The organism is Moorena sp. (assembly GCF_982860115.1).
Window position 1 is genome coordinate 1 of record NZ_CEYLVT010000050.1, and the last position, 14,930, is coordinate 14,930.

The 14,930-nt window shown below is 41.3% G+C and carries 10 protein-coding genes; 1 reads left to right on the forward strand and 9 read right to left on the reverse strand.

Annotated features, from left to right (window positions below):
* Nucleotides 1-233: 233 nt before the first annotated feature.
* From AC4II3_RS11140 to AC4II3_RS11175, 8 genes are all read right to left on the reverse strand, one after another.
* A complete protein-coding gene (locus AC4II3_RS11140; RefSeq protein ID WP_488008503.1) occupies nt 234-1,259 on the reverse strand; it encodes a glycosyltransferase family 2 protein in 1,026 nt (341 codons plus the stop codon).
* Nucleotides 1,260-1,308: 49 nt separating this feature from the next.
* Nucleotides 1,309-2,334, reverse strand: coding sequence for a glycosyltransferase family 2 protein (locus AC4II3_RS11145; protein ID WP_488008505.1), 1,026 nt, complete (start codon nt 2,332-2,334; stop codon nt 1,309-1,311).
* A gap of 151 nt (nt 2,335-2,485) precedes the next feature.
* Nucleotides 2,486-4,852 (reverse strand): oligosaccharide flippase family protein, encoded by a 2,367-nt coding sequence (locus AC4II3_RS11150; protein ID WP_488008507.1) that lies wholly within the window; start codon nt 4,850-4,852, stop codon nt 2,486-2,488.
* A gap of 72 nt (nt 4,853-4,924) precedes the next feature.
* The gene (locus AC4II3_RS11155) at nt 4,925-5,908 is read right to left on the reverse strand and encodes a glycosyltransferase (protein ID WP_488008509.1); all 984 of its coding nucleotides are present in this window, start codon (nt 5,906-5,908) and stop codon (nt 4,925-4,927) included.
* A 78-nt stretch (nt 5,909-5,986) separates the two neighbouring features.
* Entirely contained in the window at nt 5,987-7,225 is a 1,239-nt protein-coding gene (locus AC4II3_RS11160) for an O-antigen ligase domain-containing protein (RefSeq protein ID WP_488008511.1), read from the reverse strand.
* 75 nt (nt 7,226-7,300) lie between these two features.
* Nucleotides 7,301-8,827, reverse strand: coding sequence for a GumC family protein (locus tag AC4II3_RS11165; RefSeq protein WP_488008513.1), 1,527 nt, complete (start codon nt 8,825-8,827; stop codon nt 7,301-7,303).
* Between the two features lie 330 nt (nt 8,828-9,157).
* Complete coding sequence (locus tag AC4II3_RS11170; protein ID WP_488008515.1) at nt 9,158-10,219, reverse strand: polysaccharide biosynthesis/export family protein; 1,062 nt, start codon at nt 10,217-10,219, stop codon at nt 9,158-9,160.
* A 359-nt stretch (nt 10,220-10,578) separates the two neighbouring features.
* Nucleotides 10,579-12,246 (reverse strand): alkaline phosphatase family protein, encoded by a 1,668-nt coding sequence (locus AC4II3_RS11175; protein ID WP_488008517.1) that lies wholly within the window; start codon nt 12,244-12,246, stop codon nt 10,579-10,581.
* 1,312 nt (nt 12,247-13,558) lie between these two features.
* Here AC4II3_RS11175 and AC4II3_RS11180 point away from each other — a divergent pair.
* Entirely contained in the window at nt 13,559-14,326 is a 768-nt protein-coding gene (locus AC4II3_RS11180) for a WecB/TagA/CpsF family glycosyltransferase (protein ID WP_488008519.1), read from the forward strand.
* Nucleotides 14,327-14,492: 166 nt separating this feature from the next.
* Here the strand turns inward: AC4II3_RS11180 and queF are convergent, their stop codons facing one another.
* Entirely contained in the window at nt 14,493-14,912 is a 420-nt protein-coding gene (queF, locus tag AC4II3_RS11185; RefSeq protein WP_488008521.1) for a preQ(1) synthase, read from the reverse strand.
* Between the last annotated feature and the right edge of the window lie 18 nt (nt 14,913-14,930).

The following is a 14,930-nucleotide window of genomic DNA, read 5'->3' on the forward strand; positions in this document are numbered from 1 at the left end:
CCCCACACCCCACACCCCGTAAAGCTTTTAAGGCTGTTTGTCACCCCGTCAGGGGTAATCTGCGTCCGCACCGCTGTTTGCCCTGTGGAGACTACCTCTTCCTTTGCTGCATGGCTTGATAGATGCTACAGATAGTTAATGGGTAATGGATCATTGACACAGGCATTATCCATTACCCATTAACCAGCATGCATTGGTAGCAGAGCTTTACCTATTTGCTAATAGATGAAATTTCATGTACCTCTGATTGCTTGAGAAATCCGGCGCTTTTGTGAAGACCCTGTGGTTTTTAAAGCTAAAGCTTCTATATGCTTGTAAAGATTCTCAGGTATAAGCCAGAGCAAATAGGCCGCAGCCCCAGTTAACACGGTACGACGTGGTTCTTCCCAGAGCATCTGCCAGTAGGTACCCAGAGCTTCGTTTAAGAATTGGACAGCCATGGCACCATCTCTCAAGGTAACTGCCCTACGAGCTAGATACCTCAAATGGTAAGCACGGGCGCGGTTTTCCCACTCAACCACCACCTCAGGAGCATAGGAACGAGTCTTCTCGATTACCTGTTCCCAAGACCTTTGTTTTTTGAACAAGTTAGCTGATATACCACCGGAATTTACTCGGTATAGAGTCAAAGAGTCAGGAATGCCTTCCAGGTGCCAATTGGTTTGGATAGCAATGCGAAACCAACAATCCAAATCCTGTGACCCTTGCAATTCTTCATCCCAATAAAAGTCTTTGGTCTTTCCGTTGATAGTGTCTTTGTACTTAATGGCTTCAAATACCTCCTTGCGGAACACAGCACAGGAGCCATTACTAATAGGATTACGGCAAATTATGTCACCGATGGTGATGTCTTTGAGCTTGGGTAGTTGATAGATTCCTAGGGAATTTTCTGCTTCATCGATAAACGCCGAACAGCTAAAGCTAATCCCCAAATTGGGATTATTTTCCAAATGTTCAATATGTTTTTCTAGCTTTTGAGGCAACCATAGGTCATCGCCATCTAAAAATGCTATATACTCTCCCTGGGCTTGGCGGATGCCTTCATTCCTTGCTGCATTAGCTCCCTGATTTTCCTGACGAATAATTTTGATTCTGGGATCTAGGAACTTCTGGCAAATCTCTACACTCTGGTCAGGAGAACCATCATCAATCAGTAAATATTCAAAATTTTGGTAAGTTTGATCCAAAACTGACTTTACTGTAGCAGCAATATAGTTCTCAACGTTGTAGACTGGAGTGATGACGGAAACTTTTTTCATTTTATAAACCATCCTATACTGAACGACTAAGAGAAAACGACTAAGAGAATTATTGCCCAAGTTGGTCTTGTAAAATCTGACGTCTTTGGATCATTCCCACTAGTTTTATAGCGAGAACTTCGAGGTAGGAATATAGGGGCTTAGGCAACAGCCAAAGCAAATAGGCAGCAGCCAAAGTCCGAAGGGTACGGCTTGGTTCTTCCAAGAGAAGACGCCAGTAAGTTGCCAAAGCACCGTTAATTAGTTTGACAGACATTGGTCCATCTTTGAGACGTACTGCACTACGAGCAAAGTTCCGCAATCGATAGGCCAGGGCTAAATTTCCCCACTTCTCAATCAATTCAGGAGCGTAGGAGCGAGTTTTTTCTAGTACTTGTTTCCAGGAATCTAACTGTTTGACTAAGTTCGCTGAAAGACTGGCTGAATTCACTCGATATAAGGTTAGTGCTTCAGGGATTCCCTCAATTTTCCAGTCTGTCTGAATCGCAATACGTAGCCAACATTCAATATCTTCAGCGCGGCGGAAGTTTTCATCAAAGTAAAAATCTTCTGTAGTTCCGTAAAGGTTATCTTGATACCTAATCGCTTCAAAGACTTCCCGTCGAATTACCGGAGCTGAACCATTCCCAATAGGACTAGACCGGAATAAATCTGATCGGGTAATGTCCTTTAACTTAGGCATTAGATAAGTGTTCAAGCAATTTCCCGATTCATCAATCAATGCAGAACGGCTAAAACTAACCCCTACCTCTGAAAATTTTTCTAAGTGTTCAATATGTCTTTCCAGTTTCTGAGGTAACCACAAGTCATCCCCATCTAAAAACGCTAAATAATCTCCTTTAGCATGGCGAATTCCTGTATTTCGCGCTCCAGCAAGTCCCCGATTAGTTTGATGAATAATCTTTATTCGATCATCCGAGAATTTTTGACAAATTTTTATACTACTGTCTGGGGATTCATCGTCAATAATCAGCAGTTCAAAGTTGGTATAGGTCTGATCTAGAACAGACTCCACCGCTGCGGCAATATACTTTTCAACTCCGTAGACGGGAATAATGACAGAAACATGTTTCATTGTTTGACCAGTGGTTTTAAAGAAAACTAGTTTTGATTTAAACGTTTTTTAAAAAATTTATCCTAAAATAGGTAAAATAGATAAATACCTGAAATTGACAACTGACCACTAAAAATTACCTCCTGAGAACTATCATCTTCCCAGGAACTGATCACAATTTTCTACCCAAGTGTACTAGACTGTCTGGCATTTGTGATCTGGTGGGTAAGGTTGGACCGGCTACCAACTGCAGTTGGGGATAATACATGATAGATGAGTCTGACTTAACTAGTTCCCATTGGCTTAAAACAGAGGAATAGACGGTTTGTGCAATCCGTAAATCTCGCTCTAATATCTCCAGAGTCAAGGCATCTTGGGACATTTTGCTAAGTTTTACTTCAAGCTGAGAAATCTGAAACTCTAGATCCCTGGCCTTGTCCTCACTACCTTGTAGTTGTAGTTTAATATCATCCATTTCTAAGGGTGGATCATCTTGGAATAAGCTAGCTTGAGGCTGATAGTGAACAGGATTCATCACCTGAGGATTTGTAGAATGACTATGATCAGACTGAGTGCGGACTAGTTCAGCCAGCAATTCAATCTTTTTGCGCCGTAATTCAATCTTTTTGTGCCGTAGTGCTTCTATTGTCTCTAATAGCTGGTTTAAGGGCAATCCTATCTTCGCCGTTTTTTCAGCTAGGCGTTGCTGTGCTTTTTCTAGATCGTTTTCGGCTGATTTTATATACACTGGGATAGTCTTTTGTTGTTGAGAAATTTCTTGCTTTCTGAGTTGTTCCAGTCTTTTGTTAAACGCCTGATTAATGGCGAAGGCTCTTCGTTGCGCTTCCTCAGGGGTGACTCCTGAAATTTCAAAAACCATCATTGTAGAGTTATCGATTAGTTGAATCGAAGGCTTATCTAAGCTATCTACAGATATATTGAGCTGCTTTGCAGCTTCTTCTAAAACCGTCACACTTTCAGCTATCAACTTCAGGTATTTTCTGGGATCCTCGATGCGATCGCTTAACCCAGCACTGCTATTACTGTTATTACTATTATTACTATTATTACTGTTATTACTGTTATTACTGTCAGCATCACGAAATTGAGAACCATGAGTGTTAGGGAATGTCCCACTACTGGCTAATGATAATGTCCATTGGCTGACATAAAACTGATCAGTATCAGTCTCATCGTGAGATTGGAGTACAGTATGAGATTGGAGTACAGTATGCTCTAAGGTTACAGGAGAGGTTTCAGATTTACCAAAGACATACCTAGCAGACCAAACCACAAATAAGGGAATTAAAAGGGCATGAACCAGTAACACCGATACAGCGACCGTGATGATTCCCGATTTCACTGCTATCAGCAGACTACAGGAAAATATCATGGTAAATAAGACATTCCAGAGCAAGCCAATTTGCGGTTTATCAATGGCGGCTAAAAGCTGAAACCCAGCAATATCAAAAGGTCTAGGAATTGCTGATAAGCAAACTAAAATGACGATGGGAACCACCATACTCCAGCCTTCCGTATTAATTTTTTCCCCAACCATAATGGGGATATAAAACGGAACTAGACTTGATTGTAAAGCAACAAAACCAACAATCACTTTTCCAATCGTCTTCAGACTGCTAAAGTATGTTTGCTTAAATTTCGATAAGTTTGTCCGGACTTCACATAGGGCAGGGTATAAAGCAGTAGTAATGGATTGGACGATAGTTAAGCTAATTCCCAATCCAGCATTGTAAGCAAAGTAATAAACACCTAATAGGTCAATTCCTAGAAAGCGACCAATGATAAGATAGTCGAGAGTTTCCCTGAGAGTCTTTAAAAGTTCAATCCCCAGGAAATTGATTCCAAAGCTAAAAATCTTACTCCAGTATTTGGTTGTGAAAGAGCCAGTTTTCCGCCAGGGATGTTTGAACAGATAGGTAATGAATTCTATAGGGCTAGCTATTAGTATGGGAAGTACTATCGCCCACATTCCCATATGAAGAACAGCAAAGACAGCGGTTAAAATATTGGAGGTGGCATATCTGAGAGCTCGAGCGGTAGCCGTTATCTGAATTCGATTATCCCTTTGAATTAGTGCTGACTGTACTGCCCCTAAGGGAGCAATTAAAAAGTTAAATGCTAATAGACAAATGGGTAAAATAAGTTGGTTATCTTTATAAAACCACGCAACTGGAAAAGCAGCAAGACACTGGAAAACGAATAGACTTCCAAAAAGTACCCAATTTAACCAATAAGCACTATTACAAATGTCTTCCAGCTCATCGGCTTCCGCCTGTATAATTCTAGCATGAACACCGATCCGCGTTACTGTTTGTGAATATTCATAGGTCGTTAGAACCAGTGCAGCTAATCCAAAGTCATGGGGAGTTAAGAAGCGTGGCAAAATAAACGTTGCACCTAAACGGGAAACCCGAATAAATGCCTGGGCCACTCCCATCCAACCAAGATTGCGAGTAAAAGTGCTACTGTTACCTAGTTTATTCTTGATGCGACTCCCGATTGTTTTGACAATGTTCACAGTGGATCTCCCATCCTGCCATCCTTTTGATGATTGATATCTGTCGAAATTGATATAAAATTTTAGTGGTAGTTAGTGCTCTGAAATCATCTGATTATCAACAGATACCATCGGCATTTTTTGGCCGATGACTTGGATTAAATGTCCAGCTAGTTTTTTAGGCATAAGTTTAATAATTAATAGTTTTAAAATTAGACGTATAGTTTCATTACTTAGCAAAAATTTTGGATAAAGCTTTATGGAATAGCGTAGTTTTTGACTAGCTAGCTTTACTCCTTCCTCATCAAAAGCATTTGCTATACATTGCTTAGCCAGATAACGATAAGCATTTGCTAAACTCTTGTTTTTAAGAGACTTGAGTTCTGGTGGAGCTGCCTTGAAGGCTCTTTCAATTACAATTAGGTTCGCATTCTCCATGACATCCACTTTAGAGGTCATTGACTGGGAAGAGCGACGGTAGAGAATTTGGTATTTAGGAACCAGTACAAAAGGACATAAAGCTGCTAGCCTGAGGTAATAATCCCAATCTTCAACTGATTTCAGGCATGGGTCAAATTCTCCAGCTGCTTCAATATACTTCCGCTTTACCATGATATTAGAACCACTGGATATGAAGTTACGAATTAGTAATTGGGGATAAACATTACCCTCCCAATAAAGTGGTTCCCAAGCAAACAAAAATTTGCTATTCTCATCTATAAATGCTGTCCAACTGTAAGCCACTCCAGCTTCTGGATTTTTGTGCAGTGCTGCTAACTGTCGCTCCAATTTATCGGGTTTCCATAAATCATCGGCATCTATAAACGTAATAAACTCTCCCCTAGAGCGACGAATACCACGATTACGAGCCACTGGTAATCCGCCATTTTCATAGGAAAACACTTTTAATCGAGGATCTTGGACTGTACTGATTACATCTAATGTCCCATCAGTGGAGCCGTCATTAATAACAATTAACTCAAAATCTGAAAACGTTTGTGCTTGAATCGATTGGATCGTTTCTAATATAGTTTTTTCTCCGTTATAAACTGGAACTATTATAGATATGGTGGGCATGGCGATTATCCTTTTCTTGTATATAATTAGTGCATGGTAATTCCCCACAAAAGGTCTAGACAAACCCTTTGAGCATTTTTATTTTAGTCCCATCCCTACTACAACCAAACCAGGCCAGTAGAGGTAAGCTAATGTTTCTAGATTTTCCCCAAACGAAAACAGGATACAAACTAGTAGTATTGTTAGTGCTGTTGTGGCAATTTTACTCCTTTGAGCTTTAATTAAAAGCTCTATAAAAGTATATACTATAGGAATTAATATTCCAATAAACCCGACGATTCCATGAGTATATAAAGCACCATACCAAGTGTGGTGGCTTCCAATAGGCATTTTAGCGACAACATCAGGGCCTTTGCCCACTTTAATAGCATGACCCCAAATCGGTGCATCTTCTTCCCACTTACGGTGAGAAAGCCGTGCTAAAGCCGACCTAACCCGCGAAGAAGCAGATCTTTGACCGGAAAAAGAGTCTTTCAAGTTTCTAGCTATCATTAGCAGTTGGGGACCAAATATACCACCAATAAAACTCCCTATTCCTGCCGTAATTTGCATAGCGGGTTCGGTTAGATTTACCAAAAATGTTACCAGTATTGGTATACCCACTAAGCAGATTATCCCCATCCGGGACACTGAACCTACAATTGCAGCAGCACAGCCAATCATACCAATAAAACGCCACTTTATGTCTGGGTCTCTACTACTCAGGAAAAAGTGTACGTTACAGGCAAATGCCAATGCTGGAGCCCAAGGCGCAAATAAGAAAAGGCGTGTTTCACCACTTTTTATCACGTAAGGACTTATGGCGTAGTAACGTTGACTGTTACCGCCAATTTTTGCCATTAGCGTGCTAGTATACAAGGGCATCTCTAACCCAGTCAGACTTAACCCATAGGTAATTGGCACCAAGATCAGAGTTTGTAGGGAAAGGATAGAAATTGCTCTATAGATTATTTGTGGTCGGATGTTGAGGCAACCAATTAAAGGAAATAAGGCGAGAAGTGCCCAAGTTCTTAAAAAAGAGTTAATAAAAGATTTTATAGTTTTAACAGTTGAGAAACCCCAATCTAAATGACCCACAACTAAGGCTATACCAATGACTGATATGCAAACAATCCAGACCCAGACTCCAATGGGAATCCGAATCCTTTCTTCCGGTGGAGTATCTGATGTTTGCTGCCAAAGCTTCTTAATTAGATAAAAGGTTAGCAGCCAACCTAGGGCTGGTGCGAAAACAAACTGTGCACCTAATAAAAATAATAAGTAGGTTGAAATTATATAATAGAAAACGACTTTTTCTTCAAAGTTTTGCGGTTTCATTAAAGCCTGCCTAATGGCTTAGGTTACTGGTGCCAGTCTATGATGTCTAGCTTGATAAAAAATGGATTAGTTGCATCAGAAATCTTTTCTTTGGTTCCCGATTGGCGATGTTAAGCTATTAGATGTGAAGCTATTATTTGATGGTTGAGAACGTAAGGGGGGGACATCAGAGTTAAATGATTCTACCTTGCCGTAGATTGAGGCTTTTGATTTACCTTGTAAATGGGGGCGTAACCAGAGTAAAAATAGTCCTGCACTAATTAACAATGAACCAGCTGCTGCACCAAGTAAAGCCGATGACTTTTTCGGTGCTATAGCGTCTGGGGGTAAGCTGGGTTCAGCTAGCAGCTGAACTTGAGGATAGGAAAGGGATTGGTTGAATCGACCAATCGCTGATTGAGTTAAGGTTGAAGCATAGATAGTTTCCGCAATGCGCATATTGCGTTCTAGGATCTCCATCCTCAAAGCATCCTGGCTCATTTGTCTGAGTTTGGCTTCCAGCTCAGCAATCTGGTTGCTTAATACCCACGCCCTAGCTTCCACACCCTCTTGCCGTGCTTGCACCTCAACAATTTGGCGCAGCAAATTTTCCCGGGAAGAACCAGTTTCAGGCCCAGAGTTAACACTGAGCTGGTCGATAATTGCCAAAGACATGGGGCGACCTAACAGAGCTTGACTACGCTGTAGCAAAGCTGCTTTAGCACTTTCTTGCTTGCTCTTTTCGTCCACTACAGATGGATGTTTTGAACCGTATTTGGAACTCAAAACCGTCAGGGCTGCGGTAGCCTGACTGTATTCCCTTAGGGTTTGCTGAAATATCTGGTCAGCCTTAAGTACAAAAGCATCAGCAGCTTGTCCAGAGGACAACTTTAGATTAGCTGAGAGGTTGCTGAGATTAGCTTTTGCTTCTCGGCCTTGAGCCAACAAATCGATTTGTTGTTGTCGTAAAGCTTCTATAGTGGATGATAGCTGGTTAACTTGTTCTTTCGAGTTCAATCCAGTTCTAGCTTTGTGTTCAGACAGGCTTCTCTGAATCTTTGCTAAATTTTCCTTAGCTGCCTGCAAATCAGCTTGAACTGGTAGCTGATTGTCTACTAATTCTTCTTGCCTAAGTTGTTCAAGTCTATCCTCGAAAGCCTGGTACATAGCAAAAGCTTTCTGTTGGGCTTCTTCAGCAGAGTCTCCTTTGATTTCAAAGGCCATCATAGTTGAATTGTCAACGATTTTGACCCTAGGCTTGCCCAACTCTTCAGGGGACATGTTCAGTACACTGGCAGCATTCTTCAGTACCGGCTTACTTTCCGCAATGAATTTCATCTTTTCCCTCGGGTCATGGGAGCGATCGCCAAATGGTGACCTAACATCTGAACTCGCTCCCCCTAATTGTGGGATATTAATTCTGGTGGATGAGCCATTGACAGGAAGTGATACTCTCCATGTACTGGTATAAGTTGGCTGAGCTGATTTCAAATAAAAAAATGTTAAGCCCCAAATTCCGGCATTAACAGATATCCCTAAACACAAGTAAAATAGCCAACGTAGAGGCATGAGATTTGATTTTTCATGGGGATATGGGGCTATGGTCTTATAATTAGTAGTCATGGGAGCATCTCACCTGGCAAATCCACATTTTTAGTGTTAAGTTGTAGTGTTAACTTATAATCTCTTATATTTTATAGTATTAAAGACTTGGCAGATAGTTTTATCGAACTATCAAGCAATGGCTTAAACCCTTAGCCAATACACCCCTGATGAAGATTCAGATCTCGTGAGCTTATAAGCAGGTGCACAAAATTAATTACACATTTTGCAAAACTCAAAGCCTTACGATGTAAGGGTTACAGAGATTCGTAGTCGGAAATTAATTTTGTTTAGGTGCTTAACTTGTGATACATTCATTAATTATAACATTTGAGCTATCATCAATATGAATTAGGGTATAAATATGTCTCTAATAATCCGAATGGGATTGAAGATATCCCCAATAAAGTCAAAAACACTTTTGACATTAGTGACCGTTGAATCATAGCAAGCGACACTATCTCTTGGCATCAGCACTGGATTAACTTGCTCATCATTAGGCTTCTTCACCAAGTCTTCTACAGAACGTTCTATTGCCAGAGTTTCCCCAGTAGTACGGTCAGTTTGCAGTAACAGAGCACGGCGATCTGCATTTGTGGTTTCTGAACCTCCAACACAACTAGCAGCAATTACAGCTTGAGATAGACGAGAGCCATATTCAACTTCCTGGATTCTAAGGTCACGTCCATTATTGGGATTACTCAGATTGGACAGAAACACAGGAATAGTTGAGGGAGTCAGCTGGGAAGGTCTGGCTAGATAATATTGAGGCAACTCCCGAGTAGGAACAATAATTTGGTCTCCAGCAATCAAGGGAATATCCTCCACTGGTGATCCGGTGAACACACCAGATAAATCAATTACCTGTTCCTGTTCACCCCGAACCAAGCGCACCTGTTCAATATTGGCATTTGGTTTGATGCCGCCAGCCGTTAAAATAGCAAAGGTTAGGTAGCGTTCTGGAGGATAGTCTCCTGAGACAGTAGCAATCGATGCCGGTAAGTCTCGACCTTTAGAATCCGTATCATTAATCAAAACCCGACCAGGTTCAAAAACCGCTCCTCCCACAGTTACCTGAATTGGAGCCCACTCAAACAATTGAATACTGACTTTGAGGAAATCAGGCTGAAAAAAGCCCCCTTCCAGCAAAGCCTTGACTAGGTCTTGCTCGATTTGTGATACTTCTCGACCCGCTGCCGGTATAGGGTCTAGGTAGGGAAATTTTATGTAACCATCCAGATTAACTTCATAGGTGGCACTGAAGCGTTCAGCTTCCGGGATTTCTTCTTCACCAGCCACAAAGAGTCTAAGGCGATCGCCAGGAGACAGTGGTAGAGCCCAACTGGGAACTGATACACCTATTGCTGCTACGGTAGTAATTAACCCTGCTATCCAAAACTTGAGAATGGACATTGAAGAATCTCTGGGTTCACAACTATTACTTAGTGCTATTACTTAGTGATAACACTTAGTGATAACACTTAGTGATAACACTTAGTATAGGGGGGTTTGGGTCAGTGTTTGAGTGTTGAGTGAGGATCAACACTCAACAAAAAACATTGAACAAAAAACACTCAATTCCCTTTGCGACTAATTAAACTATGTAAGTAACTATAGCGTTTGTATCTAGGTTGTAAACACCCGTATTGCCAAAAAAGGCAAGAGGCAAGAGGCATGTATGCAAGAGGGGCAAGACCTCCGGAGTTTTATTGCAAAATAACAAAAGACCTTCTAGATTTACATCTCAAATAAAAACTATAGTTAAGTTTCAGTTAACCAACCACAACAGTTTCTTTAATTGCCGAGAGGGGCTTACCCGGAAAATAGTCAGGAATCGGCGCTCCCATCAAATTCAGAATAGTCGGGGCTAAATCTAGAGAATGACCAGCTGGTAAACTAGAACCTGGCTCAATATCTTGTCCTTTAATCACCAAAAAGCCATCAGAGCGGTGAGAACCAGTACGATTAAAGGGAACTGGACCAATGCGTCCAATATCGGGACTATCTACTACGTCAGTGGCATATTTTTCTTGCCAGATAACGACTAAGTCACCATCAGGTAATTTGGGACCAGTTTCAGTTGCTGATTGGCGGGTGCGGATAATTTCCTTGACCATTGGTTCCCCAGTCCGAGCATCTTTAAGCTGGTAGAGTTTTTGAGTCAATTCCTCACATACAGCATCGTACTGATCAGGGGCGACAATACCCTGAGGTTCCCTTCCCTGGAGATTAATTCTGATATATCCTTCCGAATAACTAGGCAGGGCGAATGCTTTCATCTGAGGCCAGCAGGGTTGGTACCACGATGGACTTTGGAAGAAGAATGGATCGGATTCTGCCTGCATCTTGAACGGAGAAATCAGATCTGGTCCAGGAGTGGAACCAAACAAGGGTTCGATAGGATTGAAAAGTTTGGTAGGGAGTTGACGTCTTAAAAAACCTTTGAGTGGATTCGATTCATGCTTGAGGCTCCACACTTTACCCATCCAACCCTTTTTCGCCCTGGCATCATTGATTAGCGCTTCTGGGGGTTGACCATACTTGCCACGAGCAATGCCATATTTACCTGGGAAACTCCAGCGATAGAGAAATTCTGGCAGGAAGAACATACTCGGTAGATCCATGACGTTAGACCCCATACCATGGGCAGCAAATACTACGACCTGGGCATTATCCGGGGCTTTGCTCAAAATTCCACCAATGGCTTGGTCAATAGCTTCAAAAATTTCCAACAGCGGATCTCCAGGGCATTTAGCACCTACAGATGGGTAGAGAGGATGATCCGGCTGACTCAGGTGCCAGAAGTAATGCCCTGCAGTATGGGTTTCACCAAAGATTGTTAAGAAGAAATCCCACGGCATCTGCTGCAACAAGTCTTGACAAATGGCACCCCGGCGGGCGATACCAATCTCCAGTTGTTCCTGAAGACCCTTGAGTGCTGCCACATCCATAATACTGGCATGGTCTTTGCGTAAGACAGGATGCTCACCATGCTTATCAATCACATCCTGTAGCAAGGATTTGGGTATGGAATGACTGGGAGTCTGAGGAGAGTGAGCTCCCCAAGCGAGGACTTGCAACCCATTGACCTGATTGGACAGGGGAGCTTGAGGTATATCAAAGACTGCCACCCGATAGTCATCTCCCAAGGCATAGAAGGGTTGATACTCAGCAAAGTCGTAGGCTTGAATGTCTTCTACTTCGTAAGTGCCTTCCTTAATTTTCAGAGGTGCCCAGTACCCTGTTTGCTCAGGAGAACAACCAGTGAGGAATGTTGTCCACGGAGTCTCAGCCCGGTAGTACTCATATGTCTTTAGACGTCCGTAAGATCCCTGTTCTCGTAAGCGACTCAGGTTTTTTAGATGCCCTTGAGATATCCATTGCTCTATCAAGGCAGGGTCGGCAGCATCCAAGCCAATGGCAATTACAGGGTTTCTCATCGTTGTGGTTGGTAGATGTGTGGGTAGTTTTCTGGTAGGTTAAGTAGTGTGCGTAGTTTAGCTCAGCATCTAACCCTACAAATAACGATAGTCGGCTTCACACAGATGAAGGTTGAAGGATCGATGAATCTTAGAGTAGACTTTTATAAAGTTTCTGTAAAGACTACTGCTATCGATCAAACTATGTAGTCTCATTCTATAAGTAGCAAAGAGTTGAGGCATTTGTTAGCTCGACTAATTCTCAGGCTCGCCTGGGGATATCCTCCCTGCTGAAAAATCTTCTTAAAATAAGGCATAAACCTGATCAAGACTACCTGATCAAGACAACGACTCGTGATCAGTAAAAATTACCATCGTTAGCTCATTTATGTAGAGTCGATGAAGACTATTTAAAGATTTTATTAAGCTCAGAGAAAATACTAGCCTGGACTCGCCCATAGGCTATGATATTAATGGTAAAATCAACCATTAACTAACCATCAATTAACTATAAAGGAGGACTGATACAACCGTAAAAACAAGTACTTTTAATAAAAGTAAATCCCTAATACATAACAACTAAATTAATAAATTCAGTAAGCTAATAATTAAATTAATCCTAAATAAAGCCTAGACAAAGCTATAATTCTAAGGATTAGAGAGAGAAATTGAGTTAAGCTTTTTAAGCTTTAAGCATATCGAGATTTACTAGGAGGATGGAAAAGTCAATTCATTTCCAGACAGATTGATTGATTAAATCAGAGTTGACTCTAATCTATAACGTTATGATTAGTAACCAATGCTCCCGTCGATACTATCTAGTTCACGCTGTGACAATTAGATTAAATATTTCGTGAAATAATTAACACTGTAATGCTCGAAATTAATCGCTTATTAACACAGTAAACTAGAGCTTAAGGCTAATGCCAAAATAGATTTCTGTCAAATTTATGAGATAGTTGTTATCAACCCCTGGTGTAATCTACATCAAGGGATTACTGTTTTTTGGATTAGGGAATATCTATAGGTTCAGCTATCTATAAAACAGGTGCGACCCCTGGGGAATTTAATTGGCCTAGGTCAAGGGCACCTAAGGGTATTTAGCAATAAATTTTCAGAGCTACTATAGTAAAATTCCTAAAACTGTGATAATGTTATTTTATTCTTTACCAAATAAAATATTGTTAGAAACAGTATCAATCTAACTTGGGTAGCCGATCTGGAAATGTTAAATTGACTGAGTTCGACTCCAAGTCTGAACATTTTTTGGAAAAGCTTGAATGTTTTTAGTGCTTATCCCTTAGCTAGGAGAGACATCGTCAAAAGGTTAAACATGAGAGAAATAGTCAAAATCATAAACTTAGAAATTGATAATATATCAAAGTCAGAGCTTTTAAAGCGGCTCGATAGGGGGGTTATTTTTACTCCCAATGTCGATCACTTAGTCAAGCTACAAAAAGACCCTGAATTCATGAAGGCATATCGAATTGCCGATTATAGATTATGTGATAGTAAAGTTGTGTATTATGCGTCGAAATTCTTGGGGTCACCCATACAGGAGAAAATTTCTGGATCTGACCTTTTTCCAGCTTTTTATGATTATCACAGAAACAATGAGAGTATTAAAATATTTCTCTTAGGTGGACGAGAAGGAGTCGCTAAACAAGCTCAAGCAAATGTCAATGCTAAAGTTGGCAGAGAAATTGTTATCGCTGCGCACTCCCCATCATTCGGATTTGAAAAGAATGAAGCTGAATGCCAAGAAATCATAGAAATGGTTAAGAACTCTGGAGCTACAGTACTAGCTGTGGGAGTTGGTGCGCCTAAACAAGAAAAGTGGATACACAAGTACAAAGATCAATTACCAAACATTAAAATATTCATGGCAGTAGGTGCCACCCTTGATTTTGAAGCAGGCACTAAACCAAGGTCGCCTGTATGGATGAGTGAGGTAGGATTGGAATGGTTACACAGGCTATTATCTGAACCGCGACGGTTGTGGCGGCGATACCTGCTTGATGCTCCGGTCTTCTTTTGGTTAGTGTTGAAGCAAAAACTCAAGAGTTATCTGTTGCCACCAGCTAGGGTCAATCTGAATTGAGCCCAAGTGATATCGTTTCGGTTTATATCTGAATAGTTTGGAGGAAAACCTCGAAGATCCAAAGGACAGGAACCGAGGGAGGGACAAAATTGAGCATTCAGCCATTCTCTTAAGTCACTGACCAAGCTAACTGGATCCTCAAGATTACCGATTACTTTTGTGCTGATTACTTTTGGTGTCGCACTTCTACAACGGTGTGAACATTACCCCGTGGGTTAAAATCCCCCTTGATGGTGACTTCTTCAGGGTTACAGGCGGCTACGAAGTCATCTAAAATTTGGTTGATACTCTCTTCGTGGGAGATGTAGCGATCGCGGTAGGTATTGATATACAACTTAAGCGCTTTTAGTTCTACCACCAGTTGATCGGGAACGTAGGTGATGTAAATCGTGGCAAAGTCCGGATAACCAGAAAAGGGGCACTTGCAAGTAAATTCCGGTAAGGTGATGTTTATGTGATAGGGACGACCGATACGGGGATTGGGAAAGGTAATAAGTTTTGCTTGGGCAATCTCCTGTTCACCGTATTTGATCTGGGGTGTGTCTACTTCTGGTGATGCTTGTTCCTGGGTAAAGGAATTACTCATTGGTTTTGCTAGGATTTT